The sequence below is a fragment of the Arthrobacter sp. SE2 genome (genome assembly GCF_058244265.1).
On sequence record NZ_JBZAYA010000016.1, the window covers coordinates 55805 to 82027 of the forward strand.

The 26223-nt window shown below is 63.8% G+C and carries 25 protein-coding genes; 10 read left to right on the forward strand and 15 right to left on the reverse strand.

Annotated elements, in window-relative coordinates:
- The first annotated feature begins 119 nt into the window (after positions 1 to 119).
- Positions 120 to 950, forward strand: coding sequence for a pyrroline-5-carboxylate reductase (gene proC / locus AC4CS3_RS18835; RefSeq protein WP_490784704.1), 831 nt, complete (start codon positions 120 to 122; stop codon positions 948 to 950).
- On the opposite strand, the gene AC4CS3_RS18840 is transcribed toward proC, so the two are convergent.
- From AC4CS3_RS18840 to AC4CS3_RS18890, 11 genes are all read right to left on the reverse strand, one after another.
- On the reverse strand, positions 931 to 2712 hold the full coding sequence (locus AC4CS3_RS18840; protein ID WP_490784705.1) for an FAD-dependent oxidoreductase: 1782 nt from the start codon (positions 2710 to 2712) through the stop codon (positions 931 to 933). The two genes, proC and AC4CS3_RS18840, sit on opposite strands and share 20 nt — an antisense overlap.
- A 12-nt stretch (positions 2713 to 2724) precedes the next feature.
- Positions 2725 to 3564 (reverse strand): aldo/keto reductase, encoded by an 840-nt coding sequence (locus AC4CS3_RS18845; RefSeq protein WP_490784706.1) that lies wholly within the window; start codon positions 3562 to 3564, stop codon positions 2725 to 2727.
- Positions 3561 to 4445 (reverse strand): sugar phosphate isomerase/epimerase family protein, encoded by an 885-nt coding sequence (locus AC4CS3_RS18850; protein WP_490784707.1) that lies wholly within the window; start codon positions 4443 to 4445, stop codon positions 3561 to 3563. Before AC4CS3_RS18850 ends, AC4CS3_RS18845 begins: the two co-directional genes overlap by 4 nt.
- Positions 4442 to 6496 carry an FAD-dependent oxidoreductase gene (locus AC4CS3_RS18855; protein WP_490784708.1) on the reverse strand — a complete coding sequence of 685 codons (2055 nt, stop codon included), beginning with the start codon at positions 6494 to 6496 and terminating at the stop codon, positions 4442 to 4444. Before AC4CS3_RS18855 ends, AC4CS3_RS18850 begins: the two co-directional genes overlap by 4 nt.
- A gap of 9 nt (positions 6497 to 6505) precedes the next feature.
- Positions 6506 to 7624 (reverse strand): Gfo/Idh/MocA family protein, encoded by a 1119-nt coding sequence (locus AC4CS3_RS18860; RefSeq protein ID WP_490784709.1) that lies wholly within the window; start codon positions 7622 to 7624, stop codon positions 6506 to 6508.
- 48 nt (positions 7625 to 7672) lie between these two features.
- Entirely contained in the window at positions 7673 to 8416 is a 744-nt protein-coding gene (locus tag AC4CS3_RS18865; protein ID WP_490784710.1) for an SDR family NAD(P)-dependent oxidoreductase, read from the reverse strand.
- 44 nt (positions 8417 to 8460) lie between these two features.
- Positions 8461 to 9369, reverse strand: a complete 909-nt coding sequence (locus AC4CS3_RS18870) for a shikimate dehydrogenase (RefSeq protein WP_490784711.1) — start codon at positions 9367 to 9369, stop codon at positions 8461 to 8463.
- Complete coding sequence (locus AC4CS3_RS18875; RefSeq protein ID WP_490784712.1) at positions 9366 to 10727, reverse strand: MFS transporter; 1362 nt, start codon at positions 10725 to 10727, stop codon at positions 9366 to 9368. The genes AC4CS3_RS18870 and AC4CS3_RS18875 overlap by 4 nt, the downstream gene beginning before the upstream one ends.
- A 220-nt stretch (positions 10728 to 10947) precedes the next feature.
- Positions 10948 to 11850: a LysR family transcriptional regulator gene (locus tag AC4CS3_RS18880; RefSeq protein WP_490784713.1), complete on the reverse strand. Its 903-nt coding sequence runs from the start codon at positions 11848 to 11850 to the stop codon at positions 10948 to 10950.
- A gap of 17 nt (positions 11851 to 11867) precedes the next feature.
- Complete coding sequence (locus AC4CS3_RS18885) at positions 11868 to 12506, reverse strand: potassium channel family protein (RefSeq protein WP_171983496.1); 639 nt, start codon at positions 12504 to 12506, stop codon at positions 11868 to 11870.
- A gap of 40 nt (positions 12507 to 12546) precedes the next feature.
- Positions 12547 to 13980, reverse strand: coding sequence for a TrkH family potassium uptake protein (locus AC4CS3_RS18890; RefSeq protein ID WP_490784714.1), 1434 nt, complete (start codon positions 13978 to 13980; stop codon positions 12547 to 12549).
- 112 nt (positions 13981 to 14092) lie between these two features.
- Here AC4CS3_RS18890 and AC4CS3_RS18895 point away from each other — a divergent pair, with 112 nt between their 5' ends.
- The 3 genes from AC4CS3_RS18895 to gdhA all read left to right on the forward strand — a co-directional run bounded on the left by AC4CS3_RS18895 (position 14093) and on the right by gdhA (position 17523).
- A complete protein-coding gene (locus AC4CS3_RS18895; RefSeq protein ID WP_490784715.1) occupies positions 14093 to 15304 on the forward strand; it encodes an acetoin utilization protein AcuC in 1212 nt (403 codons plus the stop codon).
- Between the two features lie 96 nt (positions 15305 to 15400).
- Positions 15401 to 15982, forward strand: coding sequence for an ArsR/SmtB family transcription factor (locus tag AC4CS3_RS18900; protein ID WP_490784716.1), 582 nt, complete (start codon positions 15401 to 15403; stop codon positions 15980 to 15982).
- 203 nt (positions 15983 to 16185) lie between these two features.
- The gene (gene gdhA / locus AC4CS3_RS18905; RefSeq protein ID WP_490784717.1) at positions 16186 to 17523 is read left to right on the forward strand and encodes an NADP-specific glutamate dehydrogenase; all 1338 of its coding nucleotides are present in this window, start codon (positions 16186 to 16188) and stop codon (positions 17521 to 17523) included.
- Positions 17524 to 17649: 126 nt separating this feature from the next.
- Here the strand turns inward: gdhA and AC4CS3_RS18910 are convergent, their stop codons facing one another.
- Positions 17650 to 18954 carry an alpha-hydroxy acid oxidase gene (locus AC4CS3_RS18910; RefSeq protein ID WP_490784718.1) on the reverse strand — a complete coding sequence of 435 codons (1305 nt, stop codon included), beginning with the start codon at positions 18952 to 18954 and terminating at the stop codon, positions 17650 to 17652.
- A gap of 79 nt (positions 18955 to 19033) precedes the next feature.
- Here AC4CS3_RS18910 and AC4CS3_RS18915 point away from each other — a divergent pair, with 79 nt between their 5' ends.
- On the forward strand, positions 19034 to 19738 hold the full coding sequence (locus AC4CS3_RS18915) for a FadR/GntR family transcriptional regulator (RefSeq protein WP_490784719.1): 705 nt from the start codon (positions 19034 to 19036) through the stop codon (positions 19736 to 19738).
- Here the strand turns inward: AC4CS3_RS18915 and AC4CS3_RS18920 are convergent.
- Complete coding sequence (locus AC4CS3_RS18920; protein ID WP_490784720.1) at positions 19728 to 20741, reverse strand: LacI family DNA-binding transcriptional regulator; 1014 nt, start codon at positions 20739 to 20741, stop codon at positions 19728 to 19730. The two genes, AC4CS3_RS18915 and AC4CS3_RS18920, sit on opposite strands and share 11 nt — an antisense overlap.
- A 325-nt stretch (positions 20742 to 21066) precedes the next feature.
- Between AC4CS3_RS18920 and AC4CS3_RS18925 the strand changes: the two genes are divergently transcribed.
- The 3 genes from AC4CS3_RS18925 to AC4CS3_RS18935 all read left to right on the forward strand — a co-directional run bounded on the left by AC4CS3_RS18925 (position 21067) and on the right by AC4CS3_RS18935 (position 22852).
- Positions 21067 to 22209, forward strand: coding sequence for a 3-deoxy-7-phosphoheptulonate synthase (locus tag AC4CS3_RS18925; protein WP_490784721.1), 1143 nt, complete (start codon positions 21067 to 21069; stop codon positions 22207 to 22209).
- A 158-nt stretch (positions 22210 to 22367) separates the two neighbouring features.
- Positions 22368 to 22580, forward strand: coding sequence for a helix-turn-helix domain-containing protein (locus tag AC4CS3_RS18930; RefSeq protein ID WP_078107672.1), 213 nt, complete (start codon positions 22368 to 22370; stop codon positions 22578 to 22580).
- Positions 22581 to 22753: 173 nt separating this feature from the next.
- Positions 22754 to 22852, forward strand: coding sequence for a 30S ribosomal protein bS22 (locus AC4CS3_RS18935; RefSeq protein WP_003792170.1), 99 nt, complete (start codon positions 22754 to 22756; stop codon positions 22850 to 22852).
- A 396-nt stretch (positions 22853 to 23248) separates the two neighbouring features.
- Here AC4CS3_RS18935 and AC4CS3_RS18940 read toward each other — a convergent pair whose 3' ends face one another.
- Complete coding sequence (locus AC4CS3_RS18940; RefSeq protein ID WP_490784722.1) at positions 23249 to 24067, reverse strand: HAD family hydrolase; 819 nt, start codon at positions 24065 to 24067, stop codon at positions 23249 to 23251.
- A gap of 77 nt (positions 24068 to 24144) precedes the next feature.
- Between AC4CS3_RS18940 and AC4CS3_RS18945 the strand changes: the two genes are divergently transcribed.
- On the forward strand, positions 24145 to 24399 hold the full coding sequence (locus tag AC4CS3_RS18945) for a glutaredoxin family protein (RefSeq protein ID WP_490784723.1): 255 nt from the start codon (positions 24145 to 24147) through the stop codon (positions 24397 to 24399).
- Between the two features lie 51 nt (positions 24400 to 24450).
- On the forward strand, positions 24451 to 25158 hold the full coding sequence (locus tag AC4CS3_RS18950; protein WP_441413213.1) for a redox-sensing transcriptional repressor Rex: 708 nt from the start codon (positions 24451 to 24453) through the stop codon (positions 25156 to 25158).
- 71 nt (positions 25159 to 25229) lie between these two features.
- Here AC4CS3_RS18950 and AC4CS3_RS18955 read toward each other — a convergent pair whose 3' ends face one another.
- On the reverse strand, positions 25230 to 26030 hold the full coding sequence (locus tag AC4CS3_RS18955) for a DUF6264 family protein (protein WP_490784724.1): 801 nt from the start codon (positions 26028 to 26030) through the stop codon (positions 25230 to 25232).
- Positions 26031 to 26223 lie beyond the last annotated feature (193 nt).

Below are 26223 nucleotides of genomic sequence, written 5' to 3' on the forward strand. Positions count from 1 at the left end.
ACGGAGCGATTTTGGGTGCAGCCTGCAATAACCTTGGGAACTAGCTGGGAATTCTTTGCGGCCCTGGAAAGCCTTGCACTGGTTCTGCGGTGGCGCGGCTGAACTGGCATCATGGAGCCATGAGCAACCGAATCGCATTCCTTGGCTGTGGGTCCATGAACGAGGCCATCCTGGGTGGCCTGCTTGCCGCCGGAACGGATCCCTCGGACGTCGTCGCAACCGTACGTCGAGCAGAGCGCGCCGCCGAACTGGCTGAGCGCCACCATGTCATGACCATCGCCGGAGCCGAGGAGCCAGACAACAACAAGCTGGCTACGAAGGGCGCTTCGGTTGTCATACTTGGTGTCAAGCCTGTCGGCATTGCCGATCTCGCACGTGAAATCTCGCCCTCGCTGGCTAAGAACACCATTGTGATCAGCGTTGCCGCGGCCGTGTCCATCGCCCAGCTGGAAGCAGCCCTTCCCGCAGGTCAGCCGGTCATCCGCACCATGCCCAACACTCCTGCCAGGCTCGGACGAGGCGTAGTCTCCGTTTCACCCGGGACCAACTGCAGTCCCGAGCAGCTCCAGCTGGCCAAGGACATCCTCGCCGCCGCAGGCACCGTGGTGGAGATACCGGAGGAGCAGGTGGATGCATTGTCCGCCATCAGCGGCTCGGGCCCTGCGTACGTGTTCTACCTTGCCGAGGCGATGGCTGCCGCCGGCGTCGAACTTGGCCTGGATCCGGAGCTCTCCCTCATGATTTCCCGCGAGACCGTGGCAGGCGCGGGTTTCATGCTTGCAGAGCCGGGTGCGGACCCCACTGCGCTGCGCATCGCCGTGACCAGCCCCAATGGCACCACGGAACGTGCCATCGCGGCATTCAACGACGGCCGCATACCCGCGATCATCGCCGACGGAGCCCGCGCAGCAGCGGCCCGGGCTGCGGAGATCACACAGCAGCTCGCTTAGGTCCTCCCACTGGAGCCGGAGTGTCGTCGTCTTCGTAGGGCGTGACATTGGCTAGTTCCCGTCCGGCGATGTAGCCGAAAGCCAGGGCAGGGCCGAGGTTGATGCCTCCGGCAGGATAGTGTCCGCCCATCACCGAAGCCTGGTCATTGCCCGCGACATAAAGGCCATCGATAGGCTGTCCGGCCTCGTTCAGGACCCTTGCCCGCGGATCGGCGGCGAGGCCCGCGAAGGTGCCGAAGGAACCCGGGACGATTTTCACGGCGTAGAACGGTCCCTTGTCCAACGGGCGCAGCGAGGGATTCGGGGCGTTTTTGGGGTCGCCGCCATAGCGGTTGAATTCGCTCGCTCCGCGTTCGAAGTCCGGATCAACCCCCTGGCGGGCGTTTTCGTTGAATTCCGCCACGGTCTTCGCCAGAGCAGACGGATCGATGCCGCAGGCGACGGCGAGTTCTTCAATGGTGTTTCCCTTTTTCAAGTACCCGGAACGCAGGTAAGGGAACAGGGGAACCGGCAAGGGCTTGGCCATGCCCAGCGGGAACTTGCGCACGTACTCCGCGTCGGCGATCTGCCAGGCCTCGACGGGTTCACCGTCGGGGGTCGCCTTAAGCATTCCCTCCACGTAGTCGTAGTAGCCGTTGGCCTCGTTGACGAAGCGCTTCCCGTCGGGCCGCACACCGATGCTGCCAGGCTTGGCGCGGTCCATGATGTGCGGGAACGTTCCCGTGCGTCCGCTGCGGTACGGAACCAGCGAAACGGGACACCATGCGGCCGGAGACTCCACTTCGGTATCGAATCGGGCTCCGACCGCCCGGGCCATGGTAATGCCGTCCCCGGTGGTTTCTTTCGGTGCGAGGGTCCAGTGCTCCCGGCCCGTCGGGGTCTTGGGGAACAGCTCGGCGCGGCGGTCTACGTCGTTCGGAAATCCGCCCGCTGCCAGCACGACGCCGCGTGAGGCATTGATCGCATAGCTGCCACCGGGTGAATCCACGACGGCGCCCGTCACCTTGCCTCTCTCATCCGTGACAAGGTGCGTCGCTGGCGTCGAAACGCGGATGTCGACGCCCAAGTCATCGGCGGACTTCATGAGCCGGGCGGTCAGGGCCGTGCCGTTGACCAGCTGCATGTTGCGCCGATGCGTCACAAGGTCCAGGAGGTGCCAGCCAAACCGCCACGCCGCGTGGAACAGACCGCGGATGTTCCCTTGGGAGGCAGAGAGGAACTTGCTGAGGTCGGGACCCGCCATGATGCCCATGCCCAGGAATGACGTTTCGTATAGCTGGTGGCGCATCTTGGCACGCAGTTCAGGCTTGATTTTTCGTGCATTGAACGGTTTGGGCCCGACCGAACGGTGCCCCGTGCCGGCACCCGGGGTGTTGCCGTAGATGTCCTTGATCTTGTCACCGGGAACGAACTGGAGGCTGGTCTTGTCCTGGAAGAAGCCCACCATGTGCGGGACGGCCTCGAGGAAAGCATCCACCCTGTCTTCGTGGTAATTGGTGCCGAGCCGGTGACGCAGGTAGGTCCGGAAGAGTTCCCGGTCCTCGTTGACACCGGCGGCCTTGGCCAGCGGGTTACCGGGCGTCCAGGCCCAGCCGCCGGACCAGGAAGTGGCACCGCCGCAAACGTCGGCCTTTTCCACAACGACCACCTTCAGCCCGTGGTAGGCGGCGGTGACGGCGGCGGACAGGCCGCCTGCCCCGGATCCGACGACGAGGACATCGCAGTCCGCGATCGGACGGTCGGTGTCTTGGAATATAGCCATGGAGTATTTCTTTCAGTGGAAGTAGGTATCGGAATCCAGGCGCGGCGGAGCGCCTGTTTCGAGTGCGTCGATCGCGTCGAGCTGGCCCTGTGTCAGGACGAAGCTGAAGACGTCCAGGTTTTCGCGTTGTCGCTCATAGTTCGCCGACTTGGGAGTGGCCACGCGTCCGTGCTGCACGTGCCAGCGCAGGACGATCTGCGCAGGAGTCTTGCCCAACTCCCGGGCGGGCCCGGTCACAGCTGGGTTGCCGAGGAATCCGCCGTTGCGGCCCAGAGGGCTGTATGCAGCGGTGCGGATCCCGTGTTCGCGGTGGAAGGCGAGTTGCTCAGGCTGGCCATGCTCGGGGTCGATCTGCACCTGGTTGACCGGGACATCGAGTTCCGCTTCCTGCACAAGCCGCAGGTGGGCAGGCTTGAAGTTGGACACGCCCCAAGCGCGGATGGAGCCGTCGTCAACCAGTTGCTGGAGTCCTTCGCAGGCTTGGACGAATAGCCCCTGGGCCGGGTTGGGCCAGTGTACGAGGAACAGGTCCAGGTAGTCGGTGCCGAGACGCTTTGAGGCTCGGGCAAAGGCTTCGCGGACTCCTTTCCGGCTGTGCCACTGCGTATTGAACTTGGAGGTGAGGAAGAGTTCCTCGCGCTCAATTCCGCTGTGGAGGATACCTTCTCCGACGGCGGTTTCATTCCCGTAGTTCTCCGCCGTGTCGATATGCCGGTATCCGATGGTGATCGCCTGGCTCACGGCTGCAGCCGCATTCTCGCCCCTGAGGGGCCAGGTTCCCAATCCAATGAGCGGGATGTGCACGCCAGGGGCTAGTTCCGCCGTCGTGGTCATTTCAATGGTGCCGCTCATTTGTTACCTCCTCTTTCGAGGGTTGCGGTTGCCCTGAGTGTGCCGGCCGACGCCAGCACCGAATCCAAGGCGGACTTGAGACGGCGCGCCCACGCGAGTTCGCCGAATTCAGCCACGTGACGGTCCGACGGCACCTCCGCGCTGACCGGAAGGCCGTCCGGCAGTGCGGCAACGACGGCGGCAAGGTCAAAGTCGCCTTCGCCGGGCACCCCCCTCTCCGAGCGGGATTCGATGATGAGCTCTTCCCGGCTCGATGGCCGCATGGCTGGCCCGTCGCAAAGCTGCACCAGCGGTACCAATACTGCGTTGGCGCTAAGTTGGGTCCATTGATCGGCTTTCCCGGCGCTGTCTTTCCCACCACCATCGAAGCGGTTGAAGTGCAGGGTATCCACCACGATTTGGCAACCGGTCTGCCGGGCGATGTCCGCGGCCTGGGCGATCGACGCCACTGGCTGGTAGGAGATTGCTTCGAGGGTGGGAGTGATGCCGAAGCTGCGTCCATCCTCGGCCATCTGGGCTATGTTGTGCATGAGCCTGGCGGTGTCCGGATCGGCTGCCGCGACGGTGAGGGAGCCGGCGCCCAAGGCTTGTCCGGCTTCCATCATCCGAAGCCAGGCCTCCCGTTGCTCGCTGCCGTCCATCAGAAGGAATTCGATGTCGCGGACTGTCACTCCGGTGTCTTGCATGCGGTCCAGCGTGTCCCGCAGCATCGGTGAACCCGGCTGAAGGTCATAGGGCCGCTCGATGGGTGTCACGGGGCGGACCCGCACTCCGATGAAATCGAAGCCTGCCTCCGCGGCGATGCCCACCAATCGGGGCGGGGCGGTATCGAGAAGGGACAGCTGGGCGAGCCCAAGAGGCCGCGGAGTCTTGTCGATCATGATGCTGCTCCATTCAGGCTCAGTTCGTTGCGGTCAGCCACATTGCCGGCCAGAAGCGCGGCGATGCGTTGGGCCGCGTCGTAGCCGCTCTTGACGGCGTTGGAAGCAATGGCCGGCGTGTGGTCGACGACGGTTCCCGCAAGCGTGACGGGCACCCCGGCCGCGCGGCTCAGTTCAGCGTCGCGGTCCGCCGCGGATACAGAACCGTCCAAAGGAACCACCGAGCGTGAGACCAAGACCGGTCCCGGTGCGGCCAGCCATTCGCCGTCGGGCGGAAGGTCCGGACCGCTGATCCGGACCCGGGCGCCGTCGTACTCTTCGACGGTCGAGCCGAGCCGGATGCGGACCCGCGGGTTGGCCATCAGCCGGGGAACGGCAAGAATCTTGGCACGACGTCCGGATTCGGGGGCGATTGCTTTCTGGGGGCCAATCAGCAGGACCGCGGTTCCGCGGTCGGCCAAGGTGTCGGCAACGCTCATGGCAACCGAGTCGGCACCCCAGATGGTCACCGACTCCGGGACGTCTTGTCCGCCGAGAATCTCCGGATGGGCAGCGAGCCACTCGCGGACGTCAACGACGTTCGGGGAATTTCCGCCGGGGAAAGCGGCAGGCGGGAGGAGGCCCCCGGTGGCGAGCACGACGGCGTCTGCCGCAGTGCCGCGGACCAGTTCGCGGACGTTGGCAGTATCCACGTGCGTGCCGAGCCTGACGTCGATGCCGAGCCTGGCATTCTCCTCCGTGGACCAGTCCGCGAAACGGTGGAAATCCGGCGTTGACTTCATGTGCTCGGCCAGGGCAAACTGCCCGCCAGACCGGGCACCGTCGTCGAGCACTGTCACTTTCGCCCCGGCTTCGGCGAGTTCACGGGCAGCGGTGAGTCCGGCTGGGCCGGCACCCACCACCACGACGCTCGAACCCCGGCGGACGGCGGGAGTGGGGACCGGCAGGCGGGATCGGCCAACGGCGGGATTGACGGTGCAGGTCACTTGGCCTAGTCCAAGGTTGTCAATGCAGACGTTGCAGGCGATGCACGGGCGGTAACGCTCGCCGCGCAGCACCCCGCCTACGAATGCGGGATCGGCGTGGATGGCGCGGGCGAGGCTGACGAAGTCGCAGGTTCCCTCACGGAGGACTTCTTCGATGATGGCGGGAGAATTGAGGCGTCCGGCCATTCCGAGGGGCAGCCCGAACTGACGGTACGCCTCGGCATAGCTGGCGAGGATTCCGGGCTTCCATTCGCCGGACTGAACGATCCATTCACCGGCCTCGTAGCTACCGGCGGAGATGTCCAGGAAGTCCAGATGCTCCACGTGCGCCTTGGCGATGATCGCCACCTGTTGCCCCGCGCTGATTCCCTCGGGCGGACCTTCCACCACGGAGACCCGCATACCGACGACCGTGTCCGGGACCGCGGCCCGCACGGCATCGATGACCAGATTCATGAAGTGTTCAGGCGCGGCGAACTCGTCGGTGCGATGGTTGGAGATCGGCGACATGAACTGATGGATCAAGTAGCCGTGGGCCCCGTGAATGTTGATGACATCGAACCCGGCCTCCACCGCCCTGCGGGCAGCATCCGCGTAGGACTCCACGAGCTCATGGCACTCGGCGATGGTGAGTTCCCGCGGAACTTCGCCACCCGCCGTCGCGCACGGAACCGGCGACGGCGCGAGGTTCTTGAAGCCGGACAAAGCAGCTTGCGCTGTGCGCCCGCCGTGGTTGAGTTCGACGGCGGCAAGCGCACCTTCGGCGTGCAGTGCGTCGGTGAGTTTCCGCAGCCCGGGAATCGTCTCATCCGTGTGCAGGCCCAGTTGGTGGGTGCGGCCCTTGCCGTCGGCCCGGACGAACGTGGCCTCGGTGGTCACCAGGCCCAGCCCGGCCTTGGCCCGGGTAACAAGGTAGTCGATGTATTGGTCCGTGATGAAGCCCTCCGTGGTGCCGTAATTGCGCTCCATGGGCGCGGAGGCGAGTCGATTGCGGAGAGTTATCGGTGTGCGGCCGTTGCGGCCCAGCGTGAGAGGCAGGGCGGCATGGCGGGTGGTTTGTTCCATGTTCGTTCCTTAACAGGCAACCGGTGCCGGAATGCCGGGCAGCTTTTCCGCGAAACGCACCGGAAGGCCGGTCCGCGCTGATTCGTAAACGGCCAGCAGGATTCGGAGGGCCTTGGTGGCGTCCTGGCCTGTGATGGCGGGGTCCGCCCCGTCCCGGAGCGCCTTGACGAAGTCGCGGACCTGCGTGGTGTGGTGGGGGATGAGCTGACCGTTGATCGTGGCCAGGTCCACAATCGGCTCGATACCCTCAGGGTAGGCGGCCTGCGCAGTGATGGTTTCCGAGACGGCCCACAAGTCCACACGCGCGTCGCTGCCTTCGGGAAATTCGGTGAGGGACGCAGAGGCGCCTGTCTCGCCGGTGACCCGGAGCTGGACTCCCAAACTCGGGGATACCGCCGTCGAGGCTTCCAACGTTGCCATTGCACCCGAAGTGAAGGTGATGACGGCCGTGGCGGAGTCTTCCACCTCGATATGTTCCCCGTGCTTGTAGGTGTTGATCTTGCCGTAGACCTCCGCGACGTCCCCCATGAACCACTGGAGCAGGTCGATGTAGTGGATAGCCTGGGTCATCAGGACTCCGCCCCCGTCGTCGGCCCAGGTCCCGCGCCAGGAGTCACGGGAGTAGTACTCGGGTTCGCGATGCAGCATCACCGAGCATTGGCCCATGATCGGCCGGCCCAGGGTCCCGTCGTCGATGGCGGCCCGGATGCGCCGCGCCGCTGGCCAGAAGCGGCGCTGGAACAGGACACCCAGCTTCACGCCGGCGTCGTCGCAAGCTGCCACCATGCGTTCCGCTGAGGCCGGCTCTATGGCGATCGGCTTCTCGCAAAGCACGTGGACGCCCGCGGAAGCGGCCTTCAAAACCACGTCTTCGTGGGTGGGGTGCGGGGTGCAGACCGAAACGATGTCCAACTCAAGGGCGAGCAATTCATCGACAGTGTTGACTGCTTGCGGGATCCCCCAGGCTTCCGCCGTGGCGTGGGCCCGGTCCACGTCGATGTCGCACACGGCCACGATCTTCACATCGTCGACGGCGCTGAATGCTTGAAGGTGGTTGCGGGAAATTGCGCCGCAACCTGCGATTCCGACGCGAAGGATGCGGGCGTTTGTGGAGGCCGAGGGGCTCATCGGACGGGCCAACTTTCTCATGGTGGGGTGGGACGTTTGTCGGTTGGGTTAGTACGTGGCTCGGCCGCCGGAGAGGTCGAAGACGAACCCGGTGGTATATGAAGCTTCCGGCGAGAGGATGAACTCGATGAGCGAAGCTGCTTCCGCGGGGGTCCCGAACCTGCCCATCGGGATCTTGGCGGCCTGCGCCTTTTGCTGTTCTGCTGGCACCTCTTGGAAGAGCGGAGTGACCACATTGCCTGGAGCCAGGGCATTCACCGTGACTCCGGTGAGCGCAAATTCCTTCGCGAGCGATTTCACCAAGCCGAGGATGCCGGCTTTGCTGGCCGAGTACGCGGGCATGTTGATGACGCCTTCTTTGCCTGCCGTCGAGGAAATGTGGAGCAGCCGCCCATAGCCTGCTTCAGCCATCCTTGGCAAAACTGCCTGGGAGACGATGAATGCCCCTGTCAGGTTGATCTTCAGGATGCGTTCGAAATCGTCGATCGACGTCGACAACGCTGAGGCCACCGGCCCCAGGATGCCCGCGCAATTCACGACGGCGTCCAAGCCGCCCAACGTCCGGACGGCTGCGGAAACGGCAGCACCAACGGAAGCAGGGTCTGTCACGTCCATGGCGAGCGATCCGGCGTCGTGATCTCCAGGCCAGCATTCCGAAGGTAGGTCGGCTCCGATGACGGCAGCGCCGGAAGCCCTGAGCCGTTCCGCGGTGGCGAGTCCGATGCCGCTCGCTGCTCCAATCACGAGGCAGCGTGACTCTGCAATGGTGCGCGGTGCTGTTTCTGAATTCATTGTTCCCTCGGAGTCTCGGTCTTTCGGTGGATTCACGTGGGCTGCTATCCGGCGTCGGGGGATGAGTGAACCGCCTCCCGGAAGGCGGCCAGCATGCGGTCGGCGTCCGGGGCGATTCCGGTGAAGAGCTCAAACGCCGCGGCAGCCTGTCCAACCACCATTCGTCCGCCATCGAGCACGGCGCAGCCTTCGTCGCGGGCGGCCTTGATCAGTTGGGTCTCCAGCGGCCGGTAGATGACGTCCGCCACCCACAGTCCCGAGTGGATGAGGGCTGGATCGACCGGGATACCCGGGTGGCCGATCATGCCGATCGGCGTTGAATTGACCAGTCCGTCAGCATCCCGGACGCTCGCGGAAACGGAATCCGTGCGGGTGGCGGAGATGCGGCTCTCCGGAAAGTGTGGAGCAAGCCTTGCAATGAGGCTTTCGGCTTTCGCCGGATCGATGTCCGCGATCACCAGGTGCTTGGTTCCGGCACGAAGGAGGCCGAACGCCACGGCTGCTCCGGCTCCTCCTGCGCCTAGCTGAACCACCGAATTGGTGGCCGCGGCCGGGAGGCCAGTCCGAAAGCCTTCCATGAAGCCGATGTGGTCCGTGTTGTGGCCGAACGCCTTTCCGGCTTGGAAGGTGATGGTGTTCACGGCGCCCAGAATCCGGGCGTCGGGCGAGAGGCCGTCGAGGCCGTCCTGCACCAGCTGTTTGCTCGGGTGAGTGACATTGAGCCCGTCGTACCCGAGCTCCGCTGCGCTTCGTACCAGCGCGGCGGAACGCTCGGCCTGCTGGCCAATGATGTCAAGGTCGATGGTCCGGTAGGTGTAAAGCAGGCCCAGGCGGTCCGCTTCGACCTCATGGAGGCGGGGTGTCAGTGAGCCCGCGATTCCGGCGCCAAGCAATCCGACGAGATAGCGGTGGTTGGGACCGGCATCCCGCGCCGGCGAATGTGTCGGCATCATGCGACAACCTTGGCGGACTTGTCGGCTGACGGTTCCCGGAGTCCTTCGGTGGACTCCTTCAGGCCCAGCAGGGCGGTAGGTGTCTTGAAGGTCTCTGGACTTGCGACGGTCGCGATCGCCGAGATGATGCAGGCTGCTGCCGCAAAGGTGGCGACCGGAACCCAGTTGGCCTTGTCTCCACCGATGAGGAGTTCGGAGATCACCGGGGCGAAGCCGGCGAGCAGCAGGCCGAACATAAGGCTGATGGCCATGCCTGAGTACCGCACCTTGACCGGGAACTGCTCCGGAAAGTATGCCGGGTAAATGGAATTCGCTCCGGTGTAGGCAACTCCGATGAGCAGGATTCCGGTGAGGAAGATCAGCGGAACGTTCGAGGCGGACAAGGCTGCAAAGAACACGTAGACCATCACGATCTGCAGCACGAGGCCTGAAAGGAAGACGGGCTTGCGGCCGATCCGGTCTGAGAGGATTCCCGCCAACGGGCCTATGGCGACGGCCGTGAGGTTGGCCACCGCGATAACCGTGAGCATGATGCCCTTGTCCACTCCGACGACCGAAGTGGCGTAGGAGAGGGCGAAAACGTTGAGGATGGTGTTGATGATGGTGAAGAGGGACATCGCGGTGATGCGAATGACAGTGACCCAGTGGTGCCGGAACAAGGTGACGAGTGGAATCTTCACGACTTCGGCGTTTTCCTTGACCTCTTCAAAGACCGGAGGCTCTTCGAGGAGGCGCCGGAGAACGAAGGCAATGATGGTAACGATTGCGCTGGCGAGGAAGGGAATCCGCCATCCCCAGTCGAAAAGCTGGCTCTCCGGCATGGACGCCACGGGAATGAAAACGAGGGTGGAGAGCACGATGCCGAACATGATCCCGCTCATCGTCCAGCTCGTGTAGAAGCCGCGCTTCCTGTCAGGTGCGTGCTCCAGCGTGAGGGAACTCGAACCGGGCGATTCCCCTCCGGCCGAAAGTCCTTGGATGAGTCGAAGGACCACGATGAGGATCGGCGCAGCCATCCCCACTTGGTTGTAAGTGGGCAGGCAGCCAACCAGGAAGGTCGATGTTCCCATCAAAAGCAGAGTGAGGAGCAGCACCTTTTTCCGACCAAATTTGTCCCCGAGGTGTCCGCAGATGACTGCCCCGAGCGGACGGGCGACGTAGGCGACGCCGACGGTTGCGAACGACAACAACATCGCTGACGGGCCAGGGGCAAAGAACAGCTTCCCGAAGATGAGCGCGGCTGCTGAGCCGAAGATGAAAAAGTCGTAATACTCGAGGGCGCTTCCCACGAATCCGGAGACCGCCGCTACTTTGGCGTTGTTCCTGGGGCGTCTTGACGCCGATGTCGACATTGACATGGTGTTCCCTTCACGTGACCGGCACCGAAGCCGCTTGCCTCATGAATTCGGCTACTTTGCGGATATCGGTTCCACCGCGCTGTGCGGCTCATTCACCAGTGTGATGCCAAGCACTGTGTAAGTCCACGACTGAAATGATCTATCACTATGTGCTTTTCAGTCTCAATGTAGATGTTTCGCGGGTAGCCATGGGGCCGACAAAGGGGACATAGCTGAGGGCTCAGCCCAACGGGTCGGGAAAGATCTCCTCGATGACGGAAAGGACTGCTCCCAGCACGGCCGAGTCGTTTTCGGACGACCAGGCGATTGCATGATTCATATAGTGCTGGGGGTCATCCAGGGCCACATAGGTGGCGCCTGACGGAATGATCTGGGATATCCCGCTGCTCATCAGCGTGACCCCGACGCCGGCCGCCACAAAGGTCAGGACCATGTAGGGATCGGAAAGCTCTTGGACGATGCGGGGCCGGAACCCTGCGGCCATGCATGACGCGAGGAGGACTTCCGTCATGGAGGAGGAGCCGTCCGTCGGCGGTGAAATGAAATCGTCACCTGCCAGGCTTTGCAGCGGTATTGACTTCTCATGGGCGAGCGGATGATCCAGCGGAAGCACCGCCCCGATCGCCTCGCGGGCCACCAACCTGGCCGTGACAGAGGGGACCGGCGATTCGGGCATGCCAACGAAGGCGAGATCGAGGGTCCCGTTGGCGACGCCTGCCAATCCATCTGCCGTGCGCACCCGGCTGGTGAGGTCCAGCTCCAAGTCGGGGTAGCGCCGTCGTAATGCGCGGGTAAGGGGCGGGAGGGTCAGATGGTTCACCGCCCCTGAAAAACCTATGCGGACCTTCCCCCGGATGCCGGCGACCTCGGTCTGGGCAGCCTCGCGCGCCAAGCGCATCTCCCGAAGGACCCTGTATGCACGTGGCAAGAGCGCATGCCCGGCGGGGGTCAATGCCACACTGCGGGTGTTCCGCTCGAAGAGCCGCGTTCCCAGGTCAGTCTCGAGTTTCCGAATCGTCTGGCTCAAAGGGGATTGCGCCGTGTGGAGGCGAATCGCTGCGCGACCGAAATGGAGTTCCTCGGCAACTGCGACGAACGCCTCGAGCCATCGAATTTCGGTCATCCCACTCACGCACGCAGCTACGGCCGCGCGGCGAACCGCTCCAGCAGGTCCACGTGCCCGGACACAATCAACATGTCGCGGCCGGAAACCTTCGTGTCCGGCCGGGCATAGGTGAAGTCCTCGCCGGGGGATTTCACGCCGACAATGGTCACGCCGTACTTGGAACGGACCTTGGACTCATCCAAGGTGAAACCCACGGTTTCCTTGGGCGGGTACATTTTCACGATGGCAAAATCGTCGTCGAACTCGATGAAGTCCAGCATGCGCCCGGAGACCAGGTGTGCCGCACGGACGCCGGCGTCGGCCTCGGGGTAGATGACGTGGTTGGCGCCGATGCGGGTGAGGATCTTGCCGTGTGAGGCAGTGATCGCTTTCACCCAGAGGTGTTCGATGCCCAGATCCACGAGGTTCACCGTGATCAGCACCGAGGACTCGATCGACGTTCCCACGCCCACCACCGCAGAGCTGAATTCCTGGGCGCCGAGCTGGCGGAGTGCATCGATGTTGGTGGCGTCCGCCTCGACTACATGGGTCAGCACGGAAGCCCAATTCTGGACGAGCGTGCGGTCCCGCTCGATGGCCAGGACTTCGCGTCCCTGCTTGACGAGCTGCTCGGCGGTGGCTGCACCGAATCGGCCCAAGCCGATCACCAGCACGGGCGCGTTGTGCGCCGGCCGGTTGGGGGCGCCTGTTGAATTAGCCAATGATCGGCCTCTCTTCCGGATAATGGAATAGCTGCCTGCGCTGGCGGAGGGCCAGGGCGGAGGCAAGGGTTATGGTGCCGATGCGGCCGGCAAACATGAGGGCGGCGAGAACGTAGACGCCCGACGGCGGCAGCTCGGCGCTGAGGTTCGTGCTAAGTCCCACGGTTGCAAAGGCTGAAATGGTTTCGAAGAGCACCCGGTCCAGGCTGGCGCCGCTGATGGCCAACAGCAGGAATGCGGATGCGCACACCAAGGTGGCACCGGCGACGATCACCGAGATGGCTACCCGCATGGTGCCTTCGGGGATCGTGCGCCCGTAAACTTTTACGTCGTCGTCGCCCCGGGCCTCAGCGACGATGGCGAGGAACATGACCGCAATGGTGGTCACCTTGATGCCGCCCGCCGTCGACGCCGAACCACCGCCGGCGAACATGAGCGCGTCCGACAGGAGCCTCGTGGTGGAATCCATATGGCTCTGGTCAACCAAGTTGAAGCCGCCGGAGCGCGTCATCACCGAGGCGAAAACGGAATGCGTGATCTTGTCCCCAAAGCTCATGTTGGCGATGGTGTTGGTGTTGTCCCATTCCATCAAGGCCCAGAGGACTGCGCCGGCAACGAGGAGAATCAGGGAAACCTGGATGGTGAGCTTGGTGTGGAGGCTCCACTTCTTCCAATTGAGGCCGTGCCGTCGGAGCACCAACATGACCGGGAAGCCGAGGCTGCCAAGGAACACGCCAAGCATGAGCGGCACAAGAATCCACAGATCCGCCTCGTACGGCACGATTCCGTCGGAATGGGGTGTGAAACCGGCATTGTTGAAGGACGAGATCGAATAGAAGACCCCGTGCCAGACGGCCTGCCAGAAGTCCTCTCCGAGTGTCAGGAACCGGGGAATCATCGCGACGGCCAGTACGGCCTCGATGGTCACGGACGTCGAGATGACGATCCGCAACAATGTACCCACTTCGCCGAGGCGCCCGGCGTTGTTCATGGCCTCCTGGGCAATGAGCTTGCCCCTCACGCCCAGCCGTTTGCTGACCATGAGGGCCAGGAGGGATGCGAGTGTCAGGGTTCCCAATCCACCCACGAAGATGCCCACGAGAATCACTAGCTGGCCGAAGAAGGTCCAGTGCGTCGCCGTCGACACAACCGTCAAGCCAGTTACGCACACGCTTGAGACAGCGGTGAACAGGGCTTGGTGGATGGGAGTGACCGAACCGTCAGCCGATGCCGCCGGCAGGGAAAGCAGCCCGGTGAACAAGAGAATCGCGAAGACGTACGCCGTCAGCGCCAATCGCGCCGGTGAGGAGTTGGCGATGTTGTCGATGAAGTCGCGGATACCCGTGAAAATCCACAGGCCTCCCCGCTCCGGCTGGACGGTTTGCCAGCTGGCCGGGTCTCGGGACCTCGACTGGCTCTGAGTCATGGCAGTGCTGTTCGCTTCTGGTCGATTGATTCTGCTTTCCTGAGTAGTAAACCACTAATCGCCTGCTGTAACGGGGCAGGTGCGTCCCCGCCGCTCGGGTAGCCTGTCATTGATGACTTCCTGGGCAGGCCTCCGTCCGTCCCCGCTGCCAACGACGGTGGCGTGGGATCCCGCCATGACCGCATACAATTTCGGTCCCTCGCATCCGATGGCCCCCGCGCGGCTGGAACTGACGGCCAGGCTCGCAGCGGCGCTCGGACTCTTCGACCTGGAGCATGTGTCCGTCCAAGCGCCCGAGGTCGCGTCCGACGTCGAACTCCAGGCAGTGCACAGTGCCGAATATGTCGCCGCAGTGCGGCGTGCAAGCGAAGACCCGACGACGCCGGACCCCGAACGCGGGCTCGGCACCGAAGATGATCCCGCTTTTGCCGGAATGCACGAAGCCAGCGCCCGGCTTGCCGGAGGGTCGTTGCTCGCGGCCGAGGCGATCCTCTCCGGGACCGCGGTCCGCGCCGTCAACTTCGGCGGCGGCATGCATCACGCCTCCCGTGGGCGTGCCAGCGGCTTCTGTATCTATAACGACGCCGCACTCGCCGTGCAGAGGCTGCTCGACGGCGGTGTCCGGCGGGTCGCGTACATCGACGTCGATGCCCACCACGGCGACGGCACCCAGAGCATCTTCTGGAACGACCCCAGGGTCCTGACGATTTCCCTGCACGAAAGTGGCCTCTCGTTGTTCCCCGGAACGGGATTCGCCAACGAGATTGGCGGACAGGACGCCCTGGGCACGGCCGTCAACGTGGCGTTGCCTGCGTGGACGGGCGACGCCGGGTGGCTGCGCGCGTTCCACGCCGTGGTACCTCAACTCGTGCAGGCCTTCGAACCGGAAGTCATCGTGAGCCAGCATGGCTGCGACTCCCACAAACTCGATCCCCTCACGCACCTCAACCTCAGCGTGGACGGCCAACGCGAGGCGGCCACCGCCGTCGCTGGCCTCGCCGCCAGGTTCTGCGAAAACCGGTGGATCGCCACCGGGGGAGGGGGCTACGACATCACGGGAGTGGTACCGCGCACGTGGAGCCATTTGATAGGCATCGTGGCCCAACATCCCGTCCAGCTGACGGCTCCGGTCCCGGAGGCTTTCCGGAGCTATGTCAGGGAGAAGTACGGGGAAACGGTTCCGGAACTCATGGGCGACGGCGTGGACACGTGGTGGCGTTCGTGGGAGGTCGGGTATGACCCCGCGGACGCCGTGGACCGCACCATCATCGCCACCCGCAAGGAGATCTTCCCGCTCTACGGGCTGGACCCCTGGTTCGACTGATGGTTGTTCCGCTGGTCGGCGCAAAGCCGGGGAACGGCACGCGCAGAGGCGAAATAGTTGATGCCTTTTGGCGTATATGTCGCTAGGGTGGGAGGCATGGTGACTGACGACGTATTTGCCGTCATTGCTGAGGCAACCCGGCGTGACATTCTGGTTTCCCTCCGCTCTGGGGATAAGGCTGTGGGGGAACTGGTGGAGGAGCTCGCAGCGAGCCAGCCCACCATTTCAAAGCATCTGAAGGTACTCCGCGAGGCGGATCTCGTCAGCATGCGCGCGCAGGGACAGAAACGCTATTACGCGTTGAACCCGAAGCCGCTCGCCGGGGTTGCCAGCTGGCTGGAGACGTTCGACGTCGGTCCCGCGAAGCCCGCGGCCGAGGCCGCCACGCCGGCACGCAGCCCGCGGCCCCGTACGGTTGGGCAGGGTGCAGCGGGCCAGCCGGGTGCCGCGCGGACCCAGCCAGACGGCGAGCCGCTCGCTTCTCCGGCGAGCACCGACGTCGAGCGCTTGCCTGAAACCGTTCCCGCCACCGGAGCTGTTGCCCCCGTCGCGGGTATCGACGACACCAGGCCGCAGCAGATCGGCCGTACGGTTGGCCGTGCGGCCACCAAGGCTGCGGACCTCTTGGCGAACCTGCCGAACCTACCCAATCTGCCGAAGTTCGGGCGGAAGAAGTAGCGGCAAACCGGGGTGATCCCGGTCACGCTGCCATTTGACCCTGGCGGATGATTTCCTTGAAACTCCGCGCTTTTCGCGGGCCTGTGCCCTGAGCGCTGTTTGGTCGTAATCGGTTCGGATGGAGACTGCCGCGCGTCTGATGCGAGCATGGGCGGGATTGTACGCAGACCCCGCCGTTCGGCGCAGAAGTTGTAGGGAGTCACATGGATTCGAGGCTGGAAGCAGTCCGGGACACCGTCTTGGCGCGGAACCCGGGCGAGCTGGAATTTCACCAGGCCGTCACTGAGGTCTTCGAAAGCCTCGGCCCGGTACATGACAGGCACCCGGAATTCCTCGAAGGCGCCGTCCTTGAGCGCCTGTGCGAACCGGAGCGCCAAATCATCTTCCGCGTGCCGTGGACCGACGACGCCGGACGCGTTCACGTGAACCGCGGTTTCCGCGTCGAGTTCAATTCAGCCTTGGGCCCCTATAAGGGCGGACTGCGCTTCCACCCCTCGGTCTACCTGGGCATCGTCAAGTTCCTCGGGTTCGAGCAGATCTTCAAGAATGCACTGACGGGCATGCCTATCGGTGGCGGCAAGGGCGGCTCGGACTTCGATCCCCGGGGCCGGTCCGACGCCGAAATCATGCGCTTTTGCCAGTCCTTCATGACCGAGCTGTACCGCCACATCGGCGAATACACGGACGTTCCTGCCGGCGACATCGGCGTAGGAGGCCGCGAGATCGGCTACCTGTTCGGCCAATACAAGCGCATCACTAACCGCTACGAGTCGGGCGTGCTGACGGGTAAGGGAATGTCGTGGGGCGGCTCCCTCGTCCGTCCGGAAGCCACTGGTTTCGGCACGGTCATCTTTGCCCAGGAGATGCTCAAGACCCGGGGCCGGTCCTTCGATGGCCAACGTGTGGTGGTCTCCGGTTCGGGCAATGTGGCCATCTACGCCATCGCTAAAGCCCACGCACTTGGCGCCACCGTGGTCGCCTGTTCTGATTCCGCCGGTTATGTGGTTGACGAGGCCGGCATCGATGTCGCGCTGCTCCGCCAGATCAAGGAAGTCGAACGGGGCCGCCTCACTGAATACGCAGAGCGCCGCCGTGGGGCCAATTATGTGGCCGGCGGCTCGGTCTGGGACGTCAACGGCACCGTTGCCCTGCCGTGCGCGACGCAAAACGAGCTCGACGCCGACGCCGCGGCCAAACTCGTCAGCAACGGCCTGCAGGCAGTCGCCGAAGGCGCCAACATGCCCTCCACCCGTGAAGCCGTTGCCGTTTTCCAGGACGCAGGCATCCTGTTTGCCCCGGGCAAGGCAGCCAACGCCGGTGGTGTGGCGACGTCGGCATTGGAGATGCAGCAGAACGCAAGCCGCGATTCCTGGTCCTTCGAGCACACGGAAGCTCGCCTCACGGAAATCATGGTGGGCATCCACGATCGTTGTGCCGAAACCGCGGAGGAATATGGTGCGCCCGGCAACTACGTCCTGGGTGCCAACATCGGCGGCTTCGTGAAGGTCGCCGACGCCATGTTGGCGCAGGGCCTCATCTGACCCCAAAGCACGCGCACCCACCCGCGCCATCTTGCCCACCCCACCCCAACTAACTCGCATTTGTTGTCGTTTTGACGCCTCTAAACGACACCTACTGCGAGCTAGTTGGGGGGAGGGGGCCGCAGGTCATGCGCCCAGCAGGCGCACGTGGTCCGGGTTGAGTTCCGAAATCTTCGTGACTCCGAGCAGGGCCATGGTGCGCGCCATATCCTTCTCCAGGATCTGGATGGTGCGGTCCACGCCCGCGCGCCCGCCGGCCATGAGCCCATAGAGGTACGCGCGGCCGATCAATGTGAAGTCGGCACCGAGGGCTAGGGCTGCCACGATGTCGGCGCCACTCATGATGCCGGTGTCCAGGATGATGGCCGCGTCGCTGTTGTCCGCCTTCAGCGCCGCGGAGACCTCCGGCACGAGGTGCAGCGGAATCGGAGCCCGGTCCAGTTGGCGGCCGCCGTGGTTGGAGATCACGACGCCGTCCGCGCCGTGGTCCACCACCTTGCGGGCGTCTTCCACCGTCTGGATGCCCTTGACGACGAGCTTGCCCTTCCAGGTTTCACGCAGCCAGTCGAGGTCGTCGAAGGTCAGGGTGGGATCGAACATGGAGTTGATGAGGTCGGCCACGGTTCCCGTGTAGCGGGAGAGCGAGGCGAAAGTCAGCGGCTCGTGCGTGAGGAAGTTGAACCACCATGCGGGCCGGTACGAGGCATCCAGGACGGTCTTCACGGTCAGCGCCGGCGGAATGGTCATGCCGTTGCGGACGTCCCGCAGCCGGGCGCCGGCGACGGCGGTGTCCACCGTGACCATGAGGGTGTCGTTTCCGGCCTTGGCGGCACGCTCGATCAGTTCCAGGGAACGGTCGCGGTCCGTCCAGAGGTAGAGCTGGAACCAGTTGCGGCCATTCGGAGCAGCGGCGGCCACGTCCTCGATGGAAGCCGTGCCCATCGTGGAGAGGGTGTACGGAATACCGGCCGCTTCCGCCGCCTGCGAGCCCGCGTACTCACCCTCCGACTGCATCATGCGGGTGAACCCCGTTGGCGCGATGCCGAACGGAAGCCGGGATTCCTTGCCCAGGATCTCAGTCCTGAGATCGATGCTGGAGACGTCGCGCAGGATCCCCGGCCGGAACTCGATGTCCTGGAAAGCCTGGCGGGCCCGGCGAAGGGTGATCTCCGCCTCCGCTGCACCATCCGTGTAGTCGAACGGAGCCTGGGGAGTGCGTCGCTTCGCCATGTCCCGCAGTTCCCAGATGGTGGATGCGCGGCGCAGCTTCGCCGCGTTGCTGAACTCGGGCTTCTTGAACTTCATGAGCGGCGCCAGGTCCGCGTATTTGGGCACCCGGCGCTTGAGTGCTGCGGGGCGCCCGACGGCGGCGGGGACGTTCGCGGGCACCTCAAGGGAAGGGGCGTTGCTCGGCTGGACGGTCTGCGTCATGGTGCTGTCTCCAGTGTGCTTGTGTGGTTAGACCACACTCTATGCCATGTGGTCCAACCACATCAACTACTATTTATCCATGCGAACGCACGAGCTCGTCCTGAGTTGGATCGAAAAGCAATTGTCCGACGGGCATTTGGTGCTTGGTGGACGGCTTCCCGCTGAGCGGGCGCTGGCCGAACAGCTGGAAGTCTCAAGGACGTCGGTCCGCGAAGCCATCCGGATCCTGGAAGCCATGGGCGTGGTGCGGGCAGGTGTCGGCTCCGGCAAGGATGCCGGGACGGTGGTCATCGCGGAGCCGGCCACGGCTCTCGGCTCCGCGCTCCGCCTTCACGTAGCCACGCAGCATTTGCCCGTCGCCGACATCGTGGAAACGCGGGTCCTGCTCGAATCATGGGCGGTATCCCGCGCCAAGGCCGACGCCCCCGAACTCGGGGAAGCAGCGAGGCTCCTGGATGAAATGGAGTCGAGTGCCGCCGTCGACGACTTCCTCGCGCTGGACGTCGCCTTCCACTTGGCCCTGGCGGAAGCCGCGGGAAATGCCGTGGTCAGCACCATCATGGGCTCGCTCCGCGAAGCAATTGAGGGGTACGCCGCGGCGCTCACGGCGAACCTGCCGGATTGGGAAAGCACTGCCCGTCGCCTGCGGTCCGAGCACCGCGCCATCTTGGAGGCAGTGAACGACGGCGACGGCGGCCGGGCAGCGACGCTCGTTGCAGCACACATCGAGGGGTACTACCGTGAAGCCGGACTGGGGCTGGCCCCCGTCAAACCTAGGCCTTGACGGGCCCGGTGCTGCCCCTGAGCTCAATCCGCGGCGGGAAGTAGTTCGTGGGGGAAGCGGCGTCCTTGGTCTGGATCTGCTCCCGCATGCGGCGCCACGCAAGGTCCCCGAGGTCGGAGATCGGCACGGCTGCGGTGGTTAAAGGAGGCATGGTGTACCGGGCGAAGGGCATGTCGTCGAAACCGGTGAGCGACAGGTCTTCCGGCACGCGGATCCCGCGCTGGCTCAGTCCGCTCAAGAGGCCCATCGCCGCGACGTCGTTGAAGACGAGGATCCCGGTGGCCCCGCACGAGGCGACGGCATCGCTTGACTCGAATCCGGCGTCGAACGTGTTGCCTCCAGGAATGAACTGCAACTCGACGTTCGGAAATTCTGCGGTGAACTTCTCAAGCCCGCGGAGGCGCTGCACGTTCGAGGCGCTTCGGTCCGGTCCGGTGAGGTAGGCCAGTTTGCGGTGGCCCAGCTCCACCAGATGGGCGGCGAGTTCCTGGATGCCTTGGCCGTAGTCCACCACGAGGCTGGGGGTCGGCACCGACTCGGTGGTCCGGTTGATGAGGACGAGCGGATAGAGCGTGGGGGCGAGTTCTTCCAATTCCTCGTCGCTCATGCGGGGGGCGCAAAGAACGACGCCGTCGCATCGCCTCCGCGCTTCCCCGGCGAGGATCGCTTCTTCGCTGGAGACTTCGGACGAGTCCGCGATCAACACGCGGTAGCCGTCGCGGGCCGCGGCAATACTCAGTCCGCGGAGAATGGCCTGGAATGTGGGGTTGGACAGGTCCGGCACCACGATTCCGATAGTGTCGGTTTTTCCCAGGGCCAGGCTGCGGCCTACCGGGTTCGGCTTGTACTTCAGCTCCAAGGCGGCCGCGCGCACGCGAGCGGCAATGTCCGCGTCCACGGTGGTATTTCCGTTCATGACGCGGGAAACCGTGGCATGCGAAACACCGGCCATGGATGCCACATCTGCGATGCCCACCCGCCGGGTGTTCCTTCTGCCTGGCATGGTTTCCTTCCTGGAGCTGGGGCCGCCCTGTTCCAACGCGGCCGGGACATTTGTTCTGAGGTGAAGTTTATATTGCGTGGGGAAACGGTTTCCCTTGATGTCGTTGCATTTCAATTTGCGGGCATCCGGAGCCTGAGGTTATGGTTTGGCTATGACTAAGCGTTGGTATGCGTATTTTTCGTTGGCTCTGGAGGGGCCCGCGTCTAACTGACACGCATCCAACTTTCCTTCAGAGCCAACAGGGCAGAGATGATTCTCTGCCCTTCGCCATTTCCAGGCGGGCTCTGAGCAGGGTCCGCACCTCTTTCGGAACAGGACCCCTTTCATGACCAGCATCGCCGCAGAGCACACCACACATAACGTCGACGTCGAGAATTCCCGCGCCAAGTCGACGTCGAACTTGCGCGTCAGCCGCTTCGAGCCGCTCCCCACTCCGCTGGAAATCAGCGCGGAACTGCCGCTTGACGCCAAGTCCGCCGCTGTCGTCGAACGCGGACGCGACGGAGTCCGCGCCATCATGGACGGCGTTGACGATCGCCTCCTGGTGATCGTGGGCCCTTGCTCCATCCACGATCCGAAGGCCGGCCTGGAATACGCACGCCGGCTGGTCAGCCAGGCCGAGAAACACAAAGAAGACCTTTTGATCGTCATGCGGGCGTACTTCGAGAAGCCGCGCACCACGGTTGGCTGGAAGGGCCTCATCAACGATCCCCACCTGGACGGCAGCCACGACATCGCGGCCGGACTCCGTGCGGCGCGTGGATTCCTTCAGCTGGTCACGGCCCTGGGCCTGCCGACCGCCACCGAATTCCTGGAACCCATCAGCCCGCAATACATGGCTGACCTCGTGGCGTGGGGCGCCATCGGTGCGCGGACCACCGAGAGCCAGATCCACCGTCAGCTCGCTTCCGGACTGTCGATGCCGATCGGCTTCAAGAACGGGACCGACGGCGACCTCCAGGTAGCGATCGATGCCTGCGGTGCTTCTGCAGCGCCCCAGGCATTCCTGGGGATCGACGGCGATGGCCGCGCCGCCTTGGTGGCGACTGCGGGCAACCCGGACACCCATGTGATCCTGCGCGGTGGCCGCAAGGGTCCGAACTACGCCGCCGAGCAAGTCGCTGTTGCGTCGGAGAAGCTCTCGGCGAAGGGGCTGAATCCGCGCCTGATCGTTGACGCGAGCCACGCCAACAGCGGCAAGAGCCACCATCGGCAGGCCGAAGTCGCCTTGGAGATCGGTGCGCAGTTGGATGATGACGTGGCTTCGCCGATCGCCGGCGTCATGCTGGAGAGCTTCCTTGTCGGAGGGGCGCAGAACCTGGATGTGGAGCGGCAGTCTGCTGGCGAACAAGAGTTGGTGTACGGCCAGAGCGTAACGGACGCCTGCATGGAATGGGACGTCACGGTGTCCGTCCTGGACCAGTTGGCGGCCTCGGCCCGCAAGCGTCGGGTGGCTGCTTCCAACTAAGTGAAACCTACTCTCCAGTTGGCCGAAAGACTTTCACTTTGGTACCAGCAGCCTCTAGAGTATCTAGCACATGGTTGTTTGATGGCTCAGCATCGGCACACCAGGTAATGAAAGCTGGGGTTCGCCGCTAACCGCTGAGAGCAAAGGAATATGGAGAAATGTCCGCAGAGACTAACTTCTCGAACGCGCGTTTCATGACAGTGGCTGAAGTTGCCGAAGTCCTCCGGGTTTCCAAAATGACCGTGTACCGTCTGGTCCACTCGGGAGAATTGCCGGCCGTCCGTTTTGGACGATCATTCCGGGTCCCCGAAGAAGCCGTGAGCCAGTACCTCAAGGGCGCGGTCGTCGACGGACACTCGGAGACGGCTTGAGTCCTGCCTGGTTCCCGAAGGGGCCGGCGGTCATCGGGTGCCCCCGATAAGCGGTACCCTGTTAAGGAACGTTTTACGTCATTGTAAGAATCTGTCAGTTGTAAAGTCTGTTGCTCAGTTCAAGGACCTCACCCAGCAGACAGAATCTCAATCTAGTTTGGTAAGGAACTTACGTGGGTTCAGTTATTAAGAAGCGCCGCAAGCGTATGGCCAAGAAGAAGCACCGCAAACTGCTTCGTAAGACCCGCCACCAGCGTCGCAATAAGAAGTAGAGATACTTCCTACAGCGTGAATGCCCGTTGCCTCTCAAGGCGGCGGGCATTTTTGCGTCCATCCCCCGGAGACGCTCGCTCACTTATATCGGTCGTTTCGACGACGCTCGCTCAGCTATGTGGATCGTTTCGACGACGCTCGCTCAGGTATGTGGGTCGTTTCGACGACGCTCGCTCAGCTACGTGGATCGTTTCGACGACGCTCGCTCAGGTATGTGGGTCGTTTCGACGACGCTCGCNNGCTCAGGTATGTGAGTCGTTTCGACGACGCTCGCTCACGTATGTGGGTCGTTTTCCCTGGAGGGCTTGTTTGTGAGCGGGCGTCGGGCTGGAGGGGCTTGTTTGTGAGCGAGGGTTGCTGGAGAGGCGGCTATAAGTGAGCGAGGGTTGCCTGGGTTAGGCCCTCGGGCTGCGGAACTTGGAGAAGCCCCGCCACAAACCGTAGACGGCGCCACCGACGGTCGCGGCTTTGAGGCCGAGCGTGGCTGCCCGGCGGCCCGACCGGAAGTCGTAAACGGGCCAGTTGTTCTCCCGCGCATGGCGGCGAAGCCCGGCGTCGGGATTGATGCACACCGGGTGGCCCACCAAGGTGAGCAGCGGGATGTCGTTATGTGAATCGCTGTACGCCCAACAGCGCTTCAAGTCCAGGCCTTCTTCGTCCGCTACGCGCTGCACAGCCACGGCTTTGGCCGGTCCGTGGAGGATCTCGCCCACGAGTCGGCCCGTGTACGCGCCATCTTCGACTTCGCCGACGGTACCCAGGGCCCCGGTCAGGCCGAGCCGCGTGGAAATGACAGTGGCAACTTCGATGGGCGTCGCCGTCACGAGCCAGACCTTTCGGCCAACACGCAGGTGCTGTTCTGCCAGGGCCTTGGTACCGGGCCAGATCCGCGACTCGATCATCTCGTCGTAGACCTCTTCGCCCAGCTCCTTGATCTCGGACACCTTGATACCGGCCGCGAGGATCAGCGCGGAATCCCGGACGGAATGGACGTCCTCCATTTTTTCGCCCCGTAGGACGAACTTGAACTGTTTCCAGGCAAAACCCGCGGCTTGCGAGAGTGTGAAGGCCTTGCGTTCATACATCTTCCGGGCGACGTGGAAGAGGCTGGCACCCTTCATGAGGGTGTTGTCGACGTCGAAGAATGCGGCTTCGCCGTGTTGCTGCGTTGCAGTCGGCGCGGTGGCCACAACGGCGTTCTTCTCGACGGGCATGCCTTGAGTCTAGTCAATCGCCCGGCCCCCTGCCGTTCGCGACGGCCGTGCCGACGTTGAAGCGATACCGTTGAACCATGCCAAATCCCGACGTCGTACTCCTCACCAAAGCTGACTGCCACCTTTGCGCCGCGGCGCGTGACGCCGTCGAACGCGTGACCTCAACCCTCGGGCTCACGTGGACGGAACAGTCGATCGACACTGACCCGGTACTGCGCGAGCGCTACGCCGAGGAGATCCCGGTGGTCTTCGTGGACGGAATTCAGCGGGATTTCTGGAAAATCGACGAGGCCCGATTGGTGCGGGTCCTGAAGAAGGCCATCGCCGCCTGAACATGCGTGCAGAGCTTTGTTGGCAATAGAGTGGGAAAACAAAGCGACGCAATGGAGAAGAACGTGACTGCGCTGGAACCGTCCGCCGAAGCTGTACCCGGGGACAAGGACTCTGCCGCGAAGCAGATACCGCCCGCGGCTGTGGCCCGCATGACGCTTTACCTGCGCGCTCTGAACTCCCTCCTGGGCGAAGGCGTGGAACGGGTTTCCTCCGAGGCTTTGGCTGAGGCGTCGGGAGTCAGTTCGTCTACGTTGCGCAAAGACCTCTCCTACGTCGGCTCCTATGGAACGCGTGGCGTGGGATACGAGGTCCAGTACCTGAGCCGGCACATCGCGGCGGCGCTCGGCCTGACACACGACTGGAAAGTGGCCATTGTGGGCGCCGGAAACCTTGGCAAAGCCTTGGCCAGGTACGGCGGATTCGAGTCGCGTGGGTTCGACGTGGTGGCGATCCTCGACGCCGATCCCATGATCATCGGGAACGAAGTCGGCTGGCTGCGGGTCAGCGACGCCGCCAATCTTGAAACGGTCCTTCAGCGGACCGGCACCAACATGGTTGTCCTGGCCCTTCCCGCAGCGGTGGCACAGGATGTCTGCGACCGCGTGATCAGCGCCGGTATCCGCAGCATCCTCAGCTTTGCTCCAGTGCTGCTCCAGGTTCCGCCCTACGTGAATCTGCGGAAGGTGGACATGGCCACTGAGCTTCAGATCCTGGCGTATCACGCACAACGGGCGCAGACCCCGGGCCAAGCCATTTAGGCCGGACCGGGTCTGCGCCCGTTGTTGGTTTTGTTCTTGGCTATATGCCCTGTGGCCGTTTGCCGTCTGGCCTAGCGGCCGTAAGGCGCCTGGCCGTAGGGGTTCGCGAACGGCTGGGCTTTCCGGAAATACGGCGCCGAGGCCGGCAAGTACAGCAGCACGATCGCGGCGATGCCCAGAAGGATGGTGATGGTGCCCATGCCGATCTGGGTCAGGCCCAGCAGGGAAATTGCGGCAAAGACCGTGCCCAGGATGCGGGCCCAGTTCTTCCCCTTGCGGATATTGAATGCAACGAGTGCGTAGAGTCCGGCAAAGATCACCGAGAAAACAACCAGGACGGTGACCAGAATGTTGATAAAGCTGCTGGTGTCTATGCCTGAAGCGCTGGTTCCCTGCGCCGAAAGGGCCTGATCCAACATGCTCTTGCCTGCCGGTGAGTTCAGCGTGGCGATTGTGAAAGGAATGCCGATCAAGGTCAGCAAACCTGCGGCAAGCATGAGCCAGAAGGAGATGTTGACTAGTTGCGGGACTCCGGACGTCGCAGCGGGCTGCTGGCTCGGCCAGGCGACCGGTCCGCCCTGGCCGTACTGCGGGACGGAAGGCTGGCCGTACTGCGGCTGCTGTGGTGCCTGCTGGCCGTACTGCGGTGCCTGCTGCCCGTACTGAGGCGCGGAAGGCTGGCCGTAAGGGGGCTGCTGACCCTGCTGCGGAGCCTGCTGCCCGTACTGCGGCGCGGAAGGCTGGCCGTACTGGGGAGCTTGCTGGCCGTATTGCGGCTGCTGACCCTGCTGAGGTGACTGCTGGCCGTATTTCGGCTCCTCAGGGGTGGGATTCTCGCCGGGAGTGGACGGCGGGTACGGAGGGGTGCTCATGGCATTCCTTTGCGTGTCGACTGCAGATACGGCTGCCGGGTGCAACGTGCCCTGCCCCCAGCTCGGCTTAATTCCACCGTACCCCGACGGCACAGTGCTGGTGATGATTCACGGGAAGAATTCTCGCCGAACAAGCTTCGGCGGATCCTCCGTGAACGGAGCGAGGACAAACGGAAGGCCGCGGGGTCCTCCC

What these genes read in the sequence shown, in the direction of transcription:
- AC4CS3_RS18840 (WP_490784705.1), bottom strand. Translation starts at nt 2,712, where the DNA reads ATGGCTATATTCCAAGACACCGACCGTCCGATCGCGGACTGCGATGTC.
- AC4CS3_RS18945 (WP_490784723.1), top strand. Translation starts at nt 24,145, where the DNA reads ATGCCAAATCCCGACGTCGTACTCCTCACCAAAGCTGACTGCCACCTT.
- AC4CS3_RS18920 (WP_490784720.1), bottom strand. Translation starts at nt 20,741, where the DNA reads ATGCCAGGCAGAAGGAACACCCGGCGGGTGGGCATCGCAGATGTGGCA.
- AC4CS3_RS18890 (WP_490784714.1), bottom strand. Translation starts at nt 13,980, where the DNA reads ATGACTCAGAGCCAGTCGAGGTCCCGAGACCCGGCCAGCTGGCAAACC.
- AC4CS3_RS18955 (WP_490784724.1), bottom strand. Translation starts at nt 26,030, where the DNA reads ATGAGCACCCCTCCGTACCCGCCGTCCACTCCCGGCGAGAATCCCACC.
- AC4CS3_RS18875 (WP_490784712.1), bottom strand. Translation starts at nt 10,727, where the DNA reads ATGTCAATGTCGACATCGGCGTCAAGACGCCCCAGGAACAACGCCAAA.
- AC4CS3_RS18900 (WP_490784716.1), top strand. Translation starts at nt 15,401, where the DNA reads ATGGTGACTGACGACGTATTTGCCGTCATTGCTGAGGCAACCCGGCGT.
- AC4CS3_RS18895 (WP_490784715.1), top strand. Translation starts at nt 14,093, where the DNA reads ATGACTTCCTGGGCAGGCCTCCGTCCGTCCCCGCTGCCAACGACGGTG.
- AC4CS3_RS18925 (WP_490784721.1), top strand. Translation starts at nt 21,067, where the DNA reads ATGACCAGCATCGCCGCAGAGCACACCACACATAACGTCGACGTCGAG.
- AC4CS3_RS18850 (WP_490784707.1), bottom strand. Translation starts at nt 4,445, where the DNA reads ATGATCGACAAGACTCCGCGGCCTCTTGGGCTCGCCCAGCTGTCCCTT.
- AC4CS3_RS18930 (WP_078107672.1), top strand. Translation starts at nt 22,368, where the DNA reads ATGTCCGCAGAGACTAACTTCTCGAACGCGCGTTTCATGACAGTGGCT.
- AC4CS3_RS18855 (WP_490784708.1), bottom strand. Translation starts at nt 6,496, where the DNA reads ATGGAACAAACCACCCGCCATGCCGCCCTGCCTCTCACGCTGGGCCGC.
- proC (WP_490784704.1), top strand. Translation starts at nt 120, where the DNA reads ATGAGCAACCGAATCGCATTCCTTGGCTGTGGGTCCATGAACGAGGCC.
- AC4CS3_RS18940 (WP_490784722.1), bottom strand. Translation starts at nt 24,067, where the DNA reads ATGCCCGTCGAGAAGAACGCCGTTGTGGCCACCGCGCCGACTGCAACG.
- AC4CS3_RS18950 (WP_441413213.1), top strand. Translation starts at nt 24,451, where the DNA reads ATGGAGAAGAACGTGACTGCGCTGGAACCGTCCGCCGAAGCTGTACCC.
- AC4CS3_RS18915 (WP_490784719.1), top strand. Translation starts at nt 19,034, where the DNA reads ATGCGAACGCACGAGCTCGTCCTGAGTTGGATCGAAAAGCAATTGTCC.
- AC4CS3_RS18845 (WP_490784706.1), bottom strand. Translation starts at nt 3,564, where the DNA reads ATGAGCGGCACCATTGAAATGACCACGACGGCGGAACTAGCCCCTGGC.
- AC4CS3_RS18880 (WP_490784713.1), bottom strand. Translation starts at nt 11,850, where the DNA reads ATGACCGAAATTCGATGGCTCGAGGCGTTCGTCGCAGTTGCCGAGGAA.
- AC4CS3_RS18910 (WP_490784718.1), bottom strand. Translation starts at nt 18,954, where the DNA reads ATGACGCAGACCGTCCAGCCGAGCAACGCCCCTTCCCTTGAGGTGCCC.
- AC4CS3_RS18870 (WP_490784711.1), bottom strand. Translation starts at nt 9,369, where the DNA reads ATGATGCCGACACATTCGCCGGCGCGGGATGCCGGTCCCAACCACCGC.
- AC4CS3_RS18865 (WP_490784710.1), bottom strand. Translation starts at nt 8,416, where the DNA reads ATGAATTCAGAAACAGCACCGCGCACCATTGCAGAGTCACGCTGCCTC.
- gdhA (WP_490784717.1), top strand. Translation starts at nt 16,186, where the DNA reads ATGGATTCGAGGCTGGAAGCAGTCCGGGACACCGTCTTGGCGCGGAAC.
- AC4CS3_RS18860 (WP_490784709.1), bottom strand. Translation starts at nt 7,624, where the DNA reads ATGAGCCCCTCGGCCTCCACAAACGCCCGCATCCTTCGCGTCGGAATC.